Consider the following 15,588-nt stretch of genomic DNA (forward strand, 5'->3'; position numbering starts at 1 on the left):
GTGCGTCGCGGCTTCGGCGGCCCGCACAGGGCCGCACACCCTGTCCTGAAGCACTGCGCCGAAAGGGTGGCCGCAAGACCGTAGACACGCTCAGGGCCCGATACGCGTCCGCATCGGGCCCTGGGGCGTTCATTCACTTGGTCGGCCGGGCGCGCGCCCGGCGGGTTTTCACTTCTTGGCCGCGGTCTTCCGGGCGGCCGGCTTCTTGGCGGCGGCCGTCGTGGTGGACTTCGCCGCCGTCGCCTTGGCGGCGGCCGGCTTCTTCGCCGCGGTGGACTTCGCCGTCGACGCCTTGGCCGTGGTCGCCTTGGCCGCGGTGCTCTTGGCAGCCGGGGCCTTGGCCGCGGTGGCCTTGGTGGCCGCCGCGGTGGTCTTCCGCGTGGCCGGGGCCTTCGTGGCCGCCGCAGCGGTGCGCGTGGTGGTGCCACGCGTGGCGCGCGTGGTGGTGGTGCGCGCGGTGGTGCTGCGGGTGGCGGGGGCCTTGGTCGACGCGGCCGGCTTGGCCGCGGCGGACGCGGCGGGCTTCGCCGCGGCGACCTTCGGCAACTTCTTCGTGCCGCTGATGACGTCCTTGAACGTCGAACCCGCGCGGAACGCGGGAACGTTGGTCTTCTTGACCTTCACGGTCTCACCGGTGCGCGGGTTGCGAGCGGTGCGGGCCGCACGGGCACGCTTCTCGAAGACACCGAAGCCGGTGATGTTGACCTTCTCGCCCTTGTGGACGCTGCGGACGATGACGTCGACCAGACCGTCGACGGCAGCGGCGGCGTTCTTCTTGTCGCCCAGGCGCTCGGCGAGCGCCTCGATGAGCTGGGCCTTGTTCACCTTCAGTCCCTCCCAGGACGCTCACGGCCCTAGTCGGGCCGACTGAAGGCCACGGTAAGCCCAAATGCAAGGAAATACCAATCGCCACGCCAGATTTTTCGTTGTGGCGTGGGCAATTACGTCCGGTCGAGGGAGGCCCCCGGGGGCTCTGGCGGGGGTGGGCCGGACCGGATTCCCGCTGATAGAAGGGGGAATCCGGCCCGGGAAGTCACCTCGCGGGCGCCGGAACGGTGGTGGGCAACCAACCCGCCCGGTTCCGCTCGAACGTGGTGATGTCATCGGCGTGCCGCAGGGTCAGGGCGATGTCGTCCAAACCCTCCAGCAGCCGCCAGCGGGTGTACTCGTCGATGGTGAAGGGGGCGGTGAAGTCCTTCGCCACAACCGTCTTCTCGGCCAGGTCGACGGTCACCTCGGTGCCCGGGTCGTTCTCCAGCAGCTTCCACAGCAATTCGACATCGGACTGCTCGCACTGGGCGGCCACGAGGCCCTGCTTGCCGGCGTTGCCCCGGAAGATGTCGGCGAACCGGGAGGAGACGACCACCCGGAAGCCGTAGTCCATCAACGCCCAGACGGCGTGCTCGCGGGACGAGCCGGTGCCGAAGTCGGGGCCCGCGACGAGCACGCTGCCGGCCCGGAACGGTTCCTGGTTGAGCACGAACTGCTCGTCACCGCGCCAGGCGGCGAACAGGCCGTCCTCGAACCCGGTGCGGGTCACGCGCTTGAGGTAGACGGCCGGGATGATCTGGTCGGTGTCCACGTTGGACCTGCGCAGGGGGACGCCGACGCCGGTGTGGGTGGTGAACGCTTCCATGTCGCTTGGGCTCCTCAGACCAGGTCGGCGGGCGAGGACAGGGTGCCGCGCACGGCCGTGGCGGCGGCCACGAGTGGCGAAACCAGGTGGGTGCGGCCACCCTTGCCCTGCCGGCCCTCGAAGTTGCGGTTGGAGGTGGACGCGCTGCGCTCGCCCGGCTTGAGCTGATCGGGGTTCATGCCCAGGCACATCGAGCACCCGGCCTGCCGCCACTCGGCGCCCGCCGCGATGAACACCTCGTGCAGTCCCTCGGATTCGGCCTGTGCGCGCACCCGCATGGACCCGGGCACCACGAGCATCCGGACGCCGTCGGCCACCTTGTGGCCCTTCAGCACGTCCGCGGCGGCGCGGAGGTCCTCGATGCGGCCGTTGGTGCACGAGCCGAGGAAGACGGTGTCGACGTGGATGTCGCGCAGCGGGGTGCCGGGCTCCAGCCCCATGTACGCCAGCGCCTTCTCGGCGGCCACGCGCTCGTTCTCGTCGACGATGGTCTCCGGGTCCGGGACGGAGTCGCCCAGCGGCAGGCCCTGGCCCGGGTTGGTGCCCCACGTGACGAACGGGGTGAGGTCGTCGGCGTTGAGGTGGACCTCGGCGTCGAAGGTGGCGTCGTCGTCGGTGCGCAGCGACTTCCAGTACTCGACCGCGGCGTCCCAGTCCGCGCCGGACGGGGCGTGCGGGCGGCCCTTGAGGTAGTCGAACGTCGTCTGGTCCGGGGCGATCATCCCGGCGCGGGCGCCGGCTTCGATCGACATGTTGCAGACGGTCATGCGGGCTTCCATGGACAGCGCCTCGATCGCGCTGCCCCGGTACTCCAGGACGTAGCCCTGGCCGCCGCCGGTGCCGATCTTCGCGATGACCGCGAGGATGACGTCCTTGGCGGTCACGCCGGGCTTGAGGGTGCCCTCGACGTTGATCGCCATGGTCTTGAAGGGTTTCAGCGGCAGCGTCTGGGTCGCCATCACGTGCTCGACCTCGGACGTGCCGATGCCGAACGCCAGCGCGCCGAACGCGCCGTGCGTGGAGGTGTGGCTGTCACCGCACACGACGGTCATGCCGGGCTGGGTGAGGCCGAGCTGCGGGCCGACCACGTGGACGATGCCCTGCTCCGCGTCCCCCATCGGGTGCAGCCGCACGCCGAACTCGGCGCAGTTCTTGCGCAGCGTCTCGACCTGGGTGCGCGACACCGGGTCGGCGATCGGCAGCTCGATGTCGACCGTCGGGACATTGTGGTCCTCGGTGGCGATCGTCAGGTCGGGGCGGCGGACCCGCCGGCCCGCCAGGCGCAGCCCGTCGAAGGCCTGCGGACTGGTCACTTCGTGCAGCAGGTGGAGGTCGATGTAGAGCAGGTCCGGCTCCGCGCCACTGCCGTGGCGCACCACGTGTGCTTCCCACACCTTCTCCGCGAGCGTGCGGCTCATCGCGTCTCCCAGGATCTGGACAGTCGATAGATCTGGACTTCCCAGACAGTGGGAAGTTAGTATCGGCTTGTGGGACAGCATAGCGGGATCGGCGTGCTGGACAAGGCAGTGGCCGTCTTGAACGCCGTCGCAAAAGATCCGTGTGGGCTCGCCGAGCTGTGCAACCGGACGGGCTTGCCTCGGGCAACCGCGCACCGGTTGGCCGTGGGGCTCGAGGTGCACCGGTTGCTGCGACGGGGTTCCGACGGCCGCTGGCGTCCGGGCGCGGCATTGGCGGAATTGGCGGGCGGGGCCACGGACCCGTTGCTCGACGCGGCGTCCTCGGTGCTGCCGAGGTTGCGCGACATCACCGGCGAGAGCGTGCAGCTCTACCGGCGGGACGGGATGCAGCGCATCTGCGTGTCCTCGGCGGAGCCGCCGAGTGGCCTTCGCGACACCGTCCCGGTGGGAGCGAGGCTGCCCATGACGGCGGGCTCGGGCGCGAAGGTGTTGGCGGCGTGGGCGGACCCGGGCACGCAGCGTTCGGTGTTGGCCGACGCGGTGTACGGGGAGCGCACCCTGCTGGAGGTCCGCCGGCGCGGTTGGGCGCAGTCCGTGGCCGAGCGGGAACCGGGTGTGGCGAGCGTCTCGGCGCCGGTGCGCGACAGCACGGGCTCGGTCGTGGCGGCGGTCTCCGTGTCGGGACCCATCGACCGCATGGGCCGCCGTCCGGGAGCCCGCTGGGCCGCCGACCTCCTGGCCGCCGCCGAAGCCCTCCAATCGCGCCTCTGAGCGTCCGAGAGCCCCGAAGCGGTCCCACCACCCCGGTGGGCCGCTTCGGGGCTCTCCACGCGAGGAGCCGGCCGGGGTCCGGGGGCTGGGCCCCCGGCTGGGGTTTGGGGACTGGGCCCCCGAAGGACAATGCCGAACACCCCGTGCCGGCTTTACCGGCACGGGGTGTTCCAGGTGAGTAGCCCCGAAGGGATTCGAACCCTCGCTACCGCCTTGAGAGGGCGGCGTCCTAGGCCGCTAGACGACGGGGCCCTAGGTGGTGATCTCTATCTTAGCAGATCATCTCATTCAGTTTTTCGCTCTGTCCTGCTTGCCTGCGGTAGCTTAGCACATCCATTTTCTACCGCGTGCAGCTGGGGTACCAGGACTCGAACCTAGACTAACTGAACCAGAATCAGTCGTGCTGCCAATTACACCATACCCCATTGGCTTTCCCGATCAACTTCCCCGTCGCCTTGCTCCGGGGGCTGTCCGTTCCGCCGGGGAGAATACTAGACCAAGCCCCCGGCGGAACGGAAATCGGGGGTCAGGCGGAGGCGGCCGACAGCTCGCAGACGAGGAGTTCGGGCAGCTCAGCGAGGCTGCTGATGGCCCGCACGCCGGTCGGCAGCGCACCTTCGCGCGGACCTTGGCGGTTCAGCCACACGCCGTGCATGCCTGCGTCGCGGGCGCCTATCGCGTCGGCGTGCAGGCGGTCGCCGACGTGGACGGTGTCACCCAAAGAGACACCGAGGTCCTGGCAGGCGGTGTCGAAGATCACGCGGTCCGGTTTCGCGGCGCCGACTTCTCCGGCGATGAGGACCGTGTCGAAATACTGGGCAAGGCCGAGCGCGGCGATCTTCACGCGCTGGTGGCGGCCCGAGGCGTTGCTCACCGCGGCGAGCGGCAATCCGGCGGCGCGCAGCCATTCCAGGCACGGCACCACGTCCGGGAACAGCCGCCAGCCCGACGCGAGCACCTCCTGGCGGTGCAGCTCGCGACGGGTCGCCTCGGCGAGGCTGAGTTCTTCACCCAGCGCGGCGAAGAAGGCGCGGGTGCGGATGTTGCGCATGGACTCGTACTCGAGTTCGCCCGCGAGCAGCCGGGAACAGTGGTCGTCGGTGATGCGCTGCCACAGCGTCCAGTTGTCTGCGTTGCCGACCATCGCGGCCAGCGCGGCGCGGGAGGAGGTGCTGTAGTCGACGAGCGTGTCGTCCACATCGAGGCTCACCGCGCGGATCTCGCCGGTTCTCCGGGGGGTGAAAGTCGGGGCTGCGGTTGTCACCCAGTGAGGCTAGGTGCGCGCAGCCCCCGTCCGACTCGACCAGAGAGGTGATATCTGGCGATTCTTGCACGGTCAAGCACCGCGCAACCGCCCGATCGCACCAGTCAGATTGACCCCAACGCGCGGCGCAATCGCCCGATCGAGCGATCCCGACCGAGCAACTCCATCGATTCGTACAGCGGAGGCGAGACGGTACGGCCCGTCACGGCGACCCGCACCGGGGCGAACGCCTTGCGCGGCTTGAGACCCAAACCGTCCACAAGGGACACCTTCAGCGCGTCCTCGATCGCGGCGGTCGTCCAGTCCGGCAACGATTCCAGGGCACTGATGCTCGCCTCGAGCACCGGCCGCGCGTCGGCACCGAGCGCCTTGGCCGCGGACTCCTCCTCCGGCCGGAAGGACTCCTCGTCGGTGAACAGGAAGCGCACCATCCCGGCGGCCTCCGACAGCACCACCAGTCGCTCCTGCACCAGCGGCGCCACACCGCGCAGCGTCGCGAGCTGATCCTCGGACGGGTCCACCAGGACGCCGTCGGCCGCCAGGTGCGGCAGCACGCGGCTCACGAAGTCCTCGACGGACAGCGCGCGCAGGTGCGTGGCATTGATCGCCTCGGCCTTCTTCAGGTCGAACCGCGCGGGGTTCGCGCTGATCTTCTCCAGCGAGAACGCGGCGACCATCTCCTCGACCGAGAAGATGTCGCGGTCGTCCGCGATGGACCAACCGAGCAGCGCGAGGTAGTTCAGCAGTCCCTCGGGCAGGAATCCGCGGTCGCGGTAGTTGAAAAGGTTCGACTGCGGGTCCCGCTTGGACAGCTTCTTGTTGCCTTCGCCCATCACATAGGGCATGTGTCCGAACTGCGGCGTGAAATCGGTCACGCCGATTCGCTGCAAGGCCGCATAAAGGCCGAGCTGGCGCGGAGTGGACGGCAGGAGGTCTTCTCCGCGCAGCACGTGCGTGATGCGCATCAACGCGTCGTCGACCGGGTTGGTGAACGTGTAGAGCGGGTCGCCGTTGGCGCGCACCAGGACCGGGTCGGGCGTCGCGCCGGCCTTGAACGTGATCTCGCCGCGGATCAGGTCGACCCACGTGAAGTCCTCGTCGGCCAGGCGCAGCCGCAGCACGGGCTCGCGGCCGTCGGCGCGGAACGCGGCCTTCTGCTCGTCGGTGAGCGAGCGGTCGAAGTTGTCGTAGCCCAGCTTGGGGTCCTGGCCCGCGGCCTTGCGGCGCGCTTCGACCTCCTCCGGCGTGGAGAACGACTCGTACAGCTCACCCGCGTCGAGCAGCTTCTTGGCGATGTCCGCGTAGATGTCGCGGCGCTCGCTCTGCCGGTAGGGCGCGTGCGGGCCGCCGACCTCGGGGCCCTCGTCCCAGTCCAGGCCGAGCCAGGCCATGGCCTCGAGCAGCTGCTCGTACGACTCCTGGGAGTCCCGTGCCGCGTCGGTGTCCTCGATCCGGAACACCATCTTGCCGCCGGTGTGCCGCGCGTACGCCCAGTTGAACAGGGCGGTGCGGATCAGGCCCACGTGCGGCGTGCCGGTCGGCGACGGGCAGAAGCGGACACGGACCTCTGGGGTGACTGCGGATGCGCTCATGACCCGATCAGCGTATCCGCCTTGACCGGCGGGCCCGACAGGAGCATCCTCAAGTTATTCAACCGGTGTTGAAAACGAGGTGGGGACGATGGAGAGGACCACGGTGGCGGTCGTCGGCGGCGGGCCGGCGGGCATGGTGCTGGCGCTGCTGCTGGCGCGGGCGGGGGTGGCGGTGACCGTGCTGGAGAAGCACGGCGACTTCCTGCGCGACTTCCGCGGGGACACGGTGCACGCGTCCACGCTGACGCTGCTGGACGAGCTGGGCCTGGGGCCGTCGTTCGCGGACGTGCCGCACCAGCTGATGGAGAAGGTGCAGGTGGTCACGGACGGCGGGATCGCCACGATGGCCGACCTGTCCCGGCTGCCGGGCCCGCACAAGCACATCGCGATGGTGCCCCAGTGGGACTTCCTCGACCTGCTCGCCGACGCGGGCAAGCGCGAGGACGCGTTCACGTTGGTGATGAACGCGGAAGTGGTGGGCCTGGTGAAGTCCGGCACGCGCGTCACCGGCGTCCGCTACCGCACGCCGGACGGTTCACGCGCGCTCGGCGCGGACCTCGTGGTGGCCGCCGACGGGCGTGGTTCGTTGGTGCGCCGGGAGGCGGGCTTGGCCGTGCGCAGGTTCGGCGCGCCGATGGACGTGTGGTGGTTCCGGATCCCGAGGCACGCGGACGAGCCGGACAACGGCCTGGGCCGGTTCTCGCGCGGTGTGGGCCTGGCGATGATCCCGCGCGGCGACTACTACCAGTGCGCTTTCCTGATCCGGAAGGGGACGGACGAGCAGCTGCGGGCGGAGGGCATCGAGTCGTTCCGGCGGCGGGTGGCGGACCTGGCCCCGTGGATCGCGGACCGGATGGGGACGGTCGAGTCGCTGGACGACGTGAAGCTGCTGGACGTGAAACTGGATCGCCTTCCGCGCTGGCACGGCGAGGGCGTCCTGTGCATCGGCGACGCGGCGCACGCCATGTCCCCCATCGGGGGTGTGGGCATCAACCTGGCGGTCCAGGATGCCGTGGCCGCCGCCCGAATCCTGGCCGCTCCGGCTCGTCGGGGCGAGTTGAGTTCGGCCGTGCTGGCCCGCGTCCAACGCCGCCGCTGGTTCCCGACGGTGGTGACCCAGGCGTTCCAGCGGAGGATCCAGGACTCGTTCCTGCGTCGGACGTTGGCCGGTGAGTCGGCGGGGACGACCGAGATGCCCCGGGCGATCGCGGTGATGCAGCGGTTCCCGGTGCTGCAAGCGATCCCGGCGTACTTGGTGGCGATCGGGTTGCTGCCCGAACACGCGCCGGACTTCGCGCGGCGCGCGCCTCAGCGGATCGCACGCGGCTGATTGTCGGTGCCGGGTGGGAGGATCTCCCCAGGGGCGCTCACCCGGGATTGTCGGTGGTCCGTGGGACAATGGAGACGGGGGCCGGAGGCCGGAGGCCAGCGGTTCGGGCGTGCGGAGCGGCCGGCGGGCAGTGCTCGCGGCGGCCGGCGGCACGGATTTCTCGCAGGAGCAGGCGGCCGGCAGTGCGCGCGGGAGACCGGGAGCCGGCGGGCAGCGCACGCGGAGCGGCCGGCGGCACGGATCTCTTGCGGCAGCCGGCGGCAGGCAGTGCGCGCGGGAACCGGCGGCCGGCAGTGCGCGCGGGAACCGGCGGCCGGCGGATAGTGCACGCGGCAGACCCGGGGCCGCGGCCGGCGGGCAGTGCGCGCGGGTGGGCGGCGGGAGGGTGCGAAGTGGCCGGCGGCACGGATCTCACGCAGCAGCCCGGGGCCGCCCGGTTGTGGCGCAAAGGTCCCAGGCGGGCAGTCCGGGTGCGGCACAGGCAGCAGAAACGACAACGGGCGGCTCCCCCATCCACCGGGGAGCCACCCGAAGCCCCACGGTCAGCGGTTCGCTACCGGGTTGGTCAGGGTGCCCAGGCCCTCGACCGTCACCGACACCGACTGGCCGGCCTTGATCGGGCCCACCCCCGCTGGCGTCCCCGTCAGGATCACGTCCAGCGGCCGCAGGGTCATCACCGACGAGATGTACTCGATCAGCGCCGGGATGTCGTGCACCAGCAGCGACGTCCGCGAGTCCTGCTTCAGCTCGCCGTCCACCGACGTCCGAATGGCCACGTCGGTCGGGTCGAACTCGGTCTCCACCCACGGCCCCAGCGGGCAGAACGTGTCGAAGCCCTTCGCGCGCGTCCACTGGCCGTCGGCCTTCTGCAGGTCGCGGGCGGTGACGTCGTTGGCGATCGTGTAGCCCAGCACCGACTGGCGCGCCCGCGACGCCGGGATGTCCCGCCCGCCGACACCGATCACGACGGCCAGCTCACCCTCGAAGTCCACCCGTTCGGACACGGCGGGCAGCTTGATCTCCGCGTTCGGCCCGATCACGGCCGTGTTCGGCTTGAGGAAGATCAGCGGGTTCTCCGGCACCTCGTTGCCGAATTCGGCCGCGTGCTCGGCGTAGTTCCGCCCCACGCACACGATCTTGGGCGGCAGGAACGGCGCGAGCAGGCGGACGTCGGCCAGCGGCCACTTCCGGCCGGTGAACGTGGGGTTGGCGAACGGCTCGTCGGCGATCTCGACGGCGGTCAGGTCGTCGCCGTCGCCTTCGATCGCGGCGAAAGCGAGGCCATCCGGCTGGGCGATACGGGCAATGCGCACGCCGATCACCCTAACCGGCGGCTTGTGCGGCCACCCGTCGTCCCTAGCGTCGAAGGCATGCGAACCCTGCTCATCGCGCTCACCCTCGTGAGCACCACCACAACAACGGCGATCCCGCTGGAAGCGGGCACGCCCCTCACCTCCAGCACCGGCGCCCGGTGCGTCAACGGCTTCAACGCCGACGGCTACCTGATGCTGCACCCGTCCTGCGCGGGCGCGGGCGCGACCGTCAAAGGACCCGGCGGCGGGACCATCGGACCGGTCGTCGCCGCGCGCACCACCTACTCGATCGTGAAGGTCGTCGACCCGACCGCGTGGGACCAACTCCCCCGCGCCGCCGGCACCACCATCACCGGCAGCGCCGAGACCCCGGTCGGCGGCACGGTCTGCATGCTCAGCCCCACCACCGGCCACCGCTGCGGCACCGTCACCGCCAAGAACGCGACGGTCACGTTCCCCCAGGGCACGATCTCCGGCCTCACCCGCACGAACCTGTGCGCGCAGCCCGGCGACCAGTGGGCGGCCGTGATCAGCGGCACGCAGGCGCAGGGGCACGTCCTCGGCGGCGGAGGCTGCTCGACCTACTTCCAGCCGGTCAACCGGATCCTCGCCGCCGAAGGACTCACCCTGCTCACCCGGTGACGCGCGAAGCCTTGTGCACCAGCGCGTCGCACAGGGCGAGCCAACTGGCCTCGACGATGTTCCCGTGCACGCCCACGGTGGTCCACTCGCGCTCGCCGTCCGTGGACTCCACCAGCACGCGGGTGACGGCGTCGGTGCCGTGCTGGTCGGTGAGGATGCGCACCTTGTAGTCGTTCAGCTCCACACTGTCCAACCAGGACAGGTGGGGCAGCAGCGCCTTGCGCAGCGCCGCGTCCAGCGCGTGCACCGGCCCGTTGCCCTCGGCGGTGGCGATGACCCGCTCCCCCGCCACGTGCACCTTGACCGTGGCCTCGGACACGATCGCCCCGTCCTGCCGGTGGTCGAGCACGACCCGGTAGGACTCCAGGGTAAACGGCGGCTCGTCCAGTTCGGACAGCTCGCGCTTGAGCAGCAGCTCCAGCGAGGCGTCGGCGGCCTCGAACGACCAGCCGCCCGCCTCCATCTCCTTCACCGTGCGCACGACGTTGGTCAGCGCCTCGGGCCGGCGGGTCAGGTCGATCCCGAACTCACGTCCCTTGAGTTCGAGACTGGCCCGACCCGCCATCTCGGTGACCAGAACCCGCATGTCGTTGCCGACGGTGTCCGGATCGATGTGGTTGTACAGCTCCGGGTCCACCTTGATCGCGCTCGCGTGCAGCCCCGCCTTGTGGGCGAAGGCCGACGACCCGACGTAGGCCTGGTGGGTGTCGGGTGCGATGTTCGCGATCTCGGCAAGGGCATGGGAGACCCGGGTCAACTCGGCCAGCGATTCGTGCGGTAGCACCGGCAGGCCGAGCTTGGTCACGAGGTTCCCGACGACGGCGAACAGGTCCGCGTTGCCCGCTCGCTCGCCGTAGCCGTTCGCGGTGCACTGGACGTGGGTCGCCCCCGCCTGCACCGCCGCCACGGTGTTGGCCACCGCGCAGGACGTGTCGTCCTGGCAGTGGATGCCGACGCGGAAGCCCGTGCGGGCGATGACGTCGGCGACGGTCTCGGACAGCCCCAGCGGCAGCTGTCCCCCGTTGGTGTCGCAGAGGACGACGACGTCCGCGCCACCCTCCACAGCGGACTCCAGCACGCGCAACGAGGTGTCCGGGTCGAACGCGAAGCCGTCGAAGAAGTGCTCGGCGTCGAGGAACACGCGGCGGCCCTCGTCGACCAGGAACCGGACGGTGTCGCGCACCATCGCGCAGTTCTCGTCGACGTCGGTGCGCAGCGCCCGTTCGATGTGCCGGCGGTCCGACTTGGCCACCAGCGTCACCACCGGGGCTTGAGCGTCCAGCAGCGCCCTGACCTGCGCGTCTTCGTGCACCTTGACCCCGGCTTTGCGCGTCGAGCCGAACGCCACGAGCTGGGCGTGCTTCAGCGTGAGGTCGCCGGCGGCGGCGCGCGCGAAGAACTCGGTGTCCTTGGGCAACGCGCCCGGCCAGCCGCCCTCGATGAACCCGACCCCCAGCGAGTCCAGCAGGCGCGCCACGGCCAGCTTGTCCGTGACGGAGTAGGAGATGCCCTCGCGCTGGGCACCGTCCCGCAGAGTCGTGTCGTAGACGTGGAAGGAATCGCCGAGCGTGGTCACCGGGGTCTCCTATGAGGATCTTGGAAAACAAAAAGACCCCCCGCAGGATGCGAGAGGTCGGCGCGCCGGGTGCTGGGGTAGCACTTACCCGGCGCGCTGGGAAATAATGATCACGGCGTGGAGAGCCACGTTGGCGATACTGCCACACCCGCCCGCGAGATACCAAGCCACGGACGGGTGTTCTCACACTCTGGGCGGTCAGCCCGCCAAGTAGCGGGCGAAGGCCTCGATGGCCGCCGGGTTGCGGGGGCTCTCCACGAGGGCCGCGTAAGGCAGCACGAAGAACCGCTTGTCCTTGATGGCCGGGACTTCCTTCAGCGGTGCGTACGACTCCAGGAACGCCCGCTTCTGCTCGGGCGTGGTGGCGTCGCCGTCGGCGTAGTCGTTGATCAGGATGACTTCGGGCGCGCGGGCGACGACGGCCTCCCAGCCGACCGTGGTCCAGCTGTCGTCGAGGTCGCCGAAGATGTTGTCCCCACCGGACCTCCCGATCACGTCCTGCGGCGCGGCGTTCTTCCCGGCCGTAAAAGGCTGGTCCAGGCCGCTGTCGTACAGGAAAACCTTCGGCCTGGGCTTGCCTGCCACCAGTTTCTCCGCGTCGGCGACCTGCTCGCGGTACTGGGCGATGAGGGCGTCCGCGCGGTCCTCGACATTGAAGATGGCGCCGAGGTTCTTGAGGTCGGTGTAGAGGGCTTCCAGCGGCGGCATGATGCCGCGCTGCTTGCCGAGGCCGTTCCGGCACGCCTCGGTCAGCTGGTAGGTGGCGACGCCGAGCTGCTTGAGCGCGTCCGGGGTGAACCCGGTGCTCTCCGAGAACCCGTAGTTCCAGCCCGCGAACACCAGGTCCGCGCCCGCGCCCTGGACGACCTCCTTGCTGATCTCCTCCGACAGCTTGGGCACCTTGGCGTAGTCGGCCTTCCACGGAGAGCTGTCGACGTCGCCCTTCTGGCTGTCGCCGACGACGTAGCCCGCCATCCGGTCGGTGAGGCCGAGCGCGAACATCAGCTCGGTGATGCCCGTGTCGTTGGTGACGACTTTGGACGGGGTGCGGTCGTAGGTGACCTTCTGACCGCAGTTCTCCACCGTGACCGCGGTGCCACTGCCTTCGGGTGCGGCGACGGTCGCGCCACACCCCGTGGCGAGCAACGCGACCAGCACGACGAGCCTCTTCACGAACCGACCTCCGAGTGTTCGAACAGCAACTGCGGCACCCCGCTCGTGGGGTGCGGTACGACGTGGGCTTCGACCTGGAACACCTCGCGCAGGACGTCTGCGGTGAGGACTTCCCGCGGTGTGCCGCTGGTGTGGACGCGTCCTTCGTGGAGCACGTGGAGGCGGTCGCAGTGGGCGGCGGCGAGGTTCAGGTCGTGCAGGACGGTGAGGACGGTGGTTTCGAGCGAGCGGACCAGGCGCAGGACGGCGAGCTGGTGGCTGATGTCGAGGTGGTTGGTGGGTTCGTCCAGCACCAGGACGCGCGGCTGCTGGGCCAGGGCGCGGGCGATCAGGACGCGTTGGCGTTCCCCGCCGGACAGGCTGAGGAAGCTGCGCTCGGCGAGGTGGCCGGCGTCCATCCTGGACAGTGCTTCGGCGCAGATCTCGCGGTCGCGCGGGCTTTCCCGGTCGAAGCCGGTCTGGTGCGGGAGGCGGCCCATCGCGACCACTTCGGCGACCGTGAAGTCGAACTCGACGTGGCTGTCCTGGGTGAGGGCGGCGAGGGTCTTGGCGGATTCCTTGACCGGTATGCGGTCCAGTGGTGCGCCGTCGAGGAGGACGACGCCCTGGGACGGTTTGAGCGCCCGGTAGACGCAGCGGAGGGTGGTGGACTTGCCGCTGCCGTTGGGTCCGACTATGCCGTGCACTTCGCCGGCGCCGACGGTGAGCGTGACGTCGTGGAGGATGCGGTCGACGGCGAGGTTGTCGATGGCGAGGTCCATCAGCGGCCTCCGAACACGTAACCGCGGCCACGCATGAGGAAGACGAAGCAGGGGACGCCGAGCGCGGCCGTGATGACGCCCAGCGGGAGCTCTTCGGGCGCGGCGAGCAGGCGGGCCGCGACGTCGACCCAGATCAGGAAGCACGCGCCGGCCAGTGGTGCGACGGCGAGCACTTTCCGGTGGTCCGCGCCGACCGCGAGTCGCACGAGGTGCGGCAACATGAGCCCCACGAACCCGACCGCGCCGCTGACGGCGACGAGCACTCCGGTCATCGCTGCGGTGACGACGAACAGGGCTTTGCGGAGGCTCGTCACGTCCACGCCGAGGGTCGTCGCGGTTTCGTCGCCCATCGACATGGCGTTGAGGCGCTTGGCTTGGGTTTGGAGGTAGAGGACACCCGCTGTGATGGTCGCCGCCGCCACCGGAAGCGAGGTCCAGGTCACGCCACCGAGACTGCCCAGGAGCCAGAACATCGCGGCCCGTGCCGCTTCGCCGCGGGGGGATTGGAAGACGAGGAGCATGGCGATGGCGGAGAAGCCGTACGCGCAGGCCGTTCCGGTGAGCACGAGTCGCAGTGGACTGAGCCCGTTCTTGCGGGCGGCGAGGTAGACCAGGGCCATCGCGGCGAGTGCCGAGAGGAAAGCGGCGGTAGAGAGCGCGTAGACCCCCAAGGACGCGAACAGCCCCGTCGTGGCGACGGCCGTCGCTCCCACGCTCGCGCCACTGGAGATCCCGAGGACGTAGGGGTCGGCGAGGGCGTTGCGCACCATCGCCTGAATCGCCACCCCCACCACGGCGAGCCCCGCCCCGACGACAGCGGCAAGGAGGACCCGAGGCAGCCTGATGTCCCAAACGATCCGGTAGTGCCCGACTTCGTGCGCCCCGATCGTGCCCCCGGTGAGGCCGGCTTTGAGGAGCCGGAGCACATCCCCGAACGGCACCGAAACCGGCCCCAACGCCACACCGCACACGATCGACAGCACCAACACGGCACCCAGCGCCGCGCAGATCCTGGGGGTCACGGCCACCTCGGTCTTCGGACAGGGTGGCCGTGCGGAACGCAGCCCGAAGCCCGCGCATCCGTCCCGCAGACCACGGCAGGAACAGGAGCACTACGGCCGCCTGCGGGTGATCGGGCTCGCCCTTGCGGGCCTACCGTTGCGGGTCAGCGCCGGATTTCGACCGGACTTCCCCCGTCAGGTGGCTGCCGAGGACCCTACGGGCCGGCCGGCGCGGTGATCCAGTCGAGTGGCGGTGGCCACACGGGTCGGTATCCTGTCGATCACGGTTCGGGAGGGCGTTTTGGCTGGTCAGCAGGACCACTCGATCGAGTGACATGCAGGATTCGGCACCGACTTGCGACTCGCGCGTCCCGTGATCAGAGGAACGCGCGGCCCAGGACCGGTCCGACGGGGCTCGCGGCGGATGGGCCGTTGGCGGGCGAGCAGACGGCAGGCGGGCCGGCTGGCTGGCCGCTCGCGGCGGCATGCGGCTCGCGGCGGTCGGGCGGCTCCCCGTGGGGAGGTGGCTCGCGACGGTCGGGCGGCTCGCGACGAGCAGGCAGGCCGCTACCTCGCCGGGCAGGCAGGCCGCTCCCGGCGGGCTCGCTGACGGCGGGCAGGCACGCGGCGGATGGTGCGCGGCGGGCAGGCACGCGGCGGGCAAGGCCGGGCGAACAAGGCGGTAGCCGGCTCGCGGCGGACGGAGCGGCGGCGCGCGAACAGGCAGCGGGCACTGGGCTGGCGGCGGGCAGGCGGGCGGGCACCGGGCTGGCGGCCGAGTGGCGGCGACGGGACGGCGGCGACGGGACGGCGGCGACGGGACGGCGGCGTGCGCTGGCGGCGGCAGCGGCGTGGCGGCCTCGGGGGCAGCTGGCGGCGGGCAGGTGCACTTGGCGGCGGGGCCGGCCGGAGATCACCGGGCTGGCGGCGCGGTGGGCGGATGCGGCCGGACTGAGCGCGCCGGAGTGAGCGCGGGCGGAGTGAGCGCAGCAGGGGCGAGCGCAGGCGGAGCGAGGGTGGCTGGAGTGGGGGTGGGAGTGGGAAGGCCGCCCCGGTGAGTGGGGCGGCCTTCGGGAGGTGCGTGGTGGTGGGGTGAGGGGTTAGGCGCCGG

13 protein-coding genes, 2 tRNA genes and 1 riboswitch are annotated in these 15,588 nt (G+C 70.6%); of the genes, 3 read left to right on the forward strand and 12 right to left on the reverse strand.

All coding sequences use genetic code 11. The features are described from left to right. Nucleotides 1-168: 168 nt before the first annotated feature. From RIN75_RS23010 to leuC, 3 genes are all read right to left on the reverse strand, one after another. Nucleotides 169-825: an HU family DNA-binding protein gene (locus tag RIN75_RS23010; RefSeq protein ID WP_309114069.1), complete on the reverse strand. Its 657-nt coding sequence runs from the start codon at nucleotides 823-825 to the stop codon at nucleotides 169-171. A 208-nt stretch (nucleotides 826-1,033) separates the two neighbouring features. After that, nucleotides 1,034-1,636: a 3-isopropylmalate dehydratase small subunit gene (gene leuD, locus RIN75_RS23015; RefSeq protein WP_309114070.1), complete on the reverse strand. Its 603-nt coding sequence runs from the start codon at nucleotides 1,634-1,636 to the stop codon at nucleotides 1,034-1,036. Nucleotides 1,637-1,650: 14 nt separating this feature from the next. Continuing rightward, nucleotides 1,651-3,054 carry a 3-isopropylmalate dehydratase large subunit gene (gene leuC / locus RIN75_RS23020; RefSeq protein WP_309114071.1) on the reverse strand — a complete coding sequence of 468 codons (1,404 nt, stop codon included), beginning with the start codon at nucleotides 3,052-3,054 and terminating at the stop codon, nucleotides 1,651-1,653. Between the two features lie 69 nt (nucleotides 3,055-3,123). On the opposite strand from leuC, the gene RIN75_RS23025 reads away from it, so the two are divergent. Further along, the gene (locus RIN75_RS23025) at nucleotides 3,124-3,825 is read left to right on the forward strand and encodes an IclR family transcriptional regulator (protein ID WP_170199751.1); all 702 of its coding nucleotides are present in this window, start codon (nucleotides 3,124-3,126) and stop codon (nucleotides 3,823-3,825) included. Nucleotides 3,826-4,004: 179 nt separating this feature from the next. Here the strand turns inward: RIN75_RS23025 and RIN75_RS23030 are convergent. From RIN75_RS23030 to gltX, 4 genes are all read right to left on the reverse strand, one after another. Continuing rightward, nucleotides 4,005-4,077: transfer RNA gene (locus RIN75_RS23030), tRNA-Glu, on the reverse strand. Nucleotides 4,078-4,178: 101 nt separating this feature from the next. Next, nucleotides 4,179-4,250: transfer RNA gene (locus RIN75_RS23035), tRNA-Gln, on the reverse strand. A 101-nt stretch (nucleotides 4,251-4,351) separates the two neighbouring features. After that, nucleotides 4,352-5,035 carry an HAD family hydrolase gene (locus RIN75_RS23040; protein WP_309114072.1) on the reverse strand — a complete coding sequence of 228 codons (684 nt, stop codon included), beginning with the start codon at nucleotides 5,033-5,035 and terminating at the stop codon, nucleotides 4,352-4,354. A gap of 158 nt (nucleotides 5,036-5,193) precedes the next feature. Beyond that, nucleotides 5,194-6,681 carry a glutamate--tRNA ligase gene (gene gltX, locus RIN75_RS23045; protein ID WP_309114073.1) on the reverse strand — a complete coding sequence of 496 codons (1,488 nt, stop codon included), beginning with the start codon at nucleotides 6,679-6,681 and terminating at the stop codon, nucleotides 5,194-5,196. A gap of 88 nt (nucleotides 6,682-6,769) precedes the next feature. Here gltX and RIN75_RS23050 point away from each other — a divergent pair, with 88 nt between their 5' ends. Next, nucleotides 6,770-8,011: an FAD-dependent oxidoreductase gene (locus tag RIN75_RS23050; RefSeq protein ID WP_309114074.1), complete on the forward strand. Its 1,242-nt coding sequence runs from the start codon at nucleotides 6,770-6,772 to the stop codon at nucleotides 8,009-8,011. Between the two features lie 542 nt (nucleotides 8,012-8,553). On the opposite strand, the gene RIN75_RS23055 is transcribed toward RIN75_RS23050, so the two are convergent. After that, nucleotides 8,554-9,324 (reverse strand): fumarylacetoacetate hydrolase family protein, encoded by a 771-nt coding sequence (locus RIN75_RS23055; RefSeq protein WP_309114075.1) that lies wholly within the window; start codon nucleotides 9,322-9,324, stop codon nucleotides 8,554-8,556. A 57-nt stretch (nucleotides 9,325-9,381) separates the two neighbouring features. Between RIN75_RS23055 and RIN75_RS23060 the strand changes: the two genes are divergently transcribed. Continuing rightward, on the forward strand, nucleotides 9,382-9,966 hold the full coding sequence (locus tag RIN75_RS23060) for a S1 family peptidase (protein WP_309114076.1): 585 nt from the start codon (nucleotides 9,382-9,384) through the stop codon (nucleotides 9,964-9,966). Here RIN75_RS23060 and cimA read toward each other — a convergent pair. The 4 genes from cimA to RIN75_RS23080 form a co-directional block, all read right to left on the reverse strand. Beyond that, on the reverse strand, nucleotides 9,956-11,542 hold the full coding sequence (gene cimA / locus RIN75_RS23065; protein ID WP_309114077.1) for a citramalate synthase: 1,587 nt from the start codon (nucleotides 11,540-11,542) through the stop codon (nucleotides 9,956-9,958). The genes RIN75_RS23060 and cimA overlap by 11 nt on opposite strands. A 198-nt stretch (nucleotides 11,543-11,740) precedes the next feature. Further along, complete coding sequence (locus RIN75_RS23070) at nucleotides 11,741-12,715, reverse strand: ABC transporter substrate-binding protein (RefSeq protein ID WP_309114078.1); 975 nt, start codon at nucleotides 12,713-12,715, stop codon at nucleotides 11,741-11,743. Then, complete coding sequence (locus RIN75_RS23075) at nucleotides 12,712-13,476, reverse strand: heme ABC transporter ATP-binding protein (RefSeq protein ID WP_309114079.1); 765 nt, start codon at nucleotides 13,474-13,476, stop codon at nucleotides 12,712-12,714. Before RIN75_RS23075 ends, RIN75_RS23070 begins: the two co-directional genes overlap by 4 nt. Continuing rightward, entirely contained in the window at nucleotides 13,476-14,498 is a 1,023-nt protein-coding gene (locus RIN75_RS23080) for an iron ABC transporter permease (protein WP_309114080.1), read from the reverse strand. Before RIN75_RS23080 ends, RIN75_RS23075 begins: the two co-directional genes overlap by 1 nt. An 83-nt stretch (nucleotides 14,499-14,581) precedes the next feature. Beyond that, nucleotides 14,582-14,715: riboswitch (cobalamin riboswitch) on the reverse strand. Nucleotides 14,716-15,588 lie beyond the last annotated feature (873 nt).

Source organism: Saccharothrix sp., from assembly GCF_031180885.1.
Lineage (GTDB): Bacteria > Actinomycetota > Actinomycetes > Mycobacteriales > Pseudonocardiaceae > Actinosynnema.